Below are 562 nucleotides of genomic sequence, written 5' to 3'. Positions count from 1 at the left end.
GTAACAAGGTAGCCGTACCGGAAGGTGCGGCTGGAACACCTCCTTTCTGGAGAGATTCCGTAAAAGACAAGAAGGTTTTTCTTTCTTGTACTACAGACAAGTTTGTTTTTATTATATAGTCCTATAGCTCAGTTGGTTAGAGCGCTACACTGATAATGTAGAGGTCGGCAGTTCAACTCTGCCTGGGACTACTTTTTAACCTGATTACTTGGTTGAAAAAATATAATAAAAAGTTGCTTTTTTATTTGCGAGTTCAAAATAAAACGTTTACCTTTGCACCCGCTTTTGAAAACAACGCCATGGGGGATTAGCTCAGCTGGCTAGAGCACCTGCTTTGCACGCAGGGGGTCAACGGTTCGAATCCGTTATTCTCCACAGAATACAAGGATAGACTTGCGAAGCAAGTCAATCTCATAAAATTCTCCACAGAAATGTGTATTCTCAATAGAGAAAACAGAATTTTAAGAAGATCTTTGACATGATGTAACAAGCTGAAAAAGAGTAAATAATTTTGGTCAAAACCAAAAGAGCTGAAAGTATATATCATCCGCTCTGAATTATA

Annotated in this window: 2 tRNA genes; both read left to right on the top strand. The window is 38.8% G+C overall.

The features are described from left to right. The first annotated feature begins 117 nt into the window (after positions 1 to 117). Positions 118 to 191: transfer RNA gene (locus H6A27_RS14575), tRNA-Ile, on the top strand. A gap of 110 nt (positions 192 to 301) precedes the next feature. Further along, positions 302 to 375, top strand: a tRNA-Ala gene (locus H6A27_RS14570). Positions 376 to 562: the final 187 nt, after the last annotated feature.

The sequence above is a fragment of the Bacteroides caecigallinarum genome (assembly GCF_016902295.1).
GTDB lineage: Bacteria > Bacteroidota > Bacteroidia > Bacteroidales > Bacteroidaceae > Phocaeicola > Phocaeicola caecigallinarum_A.
The sequence above is the reverse complement of the archived record's forward strand: the minus strand, read 5'-3'. Positions and strand labels throughout refer to the sequence as shown.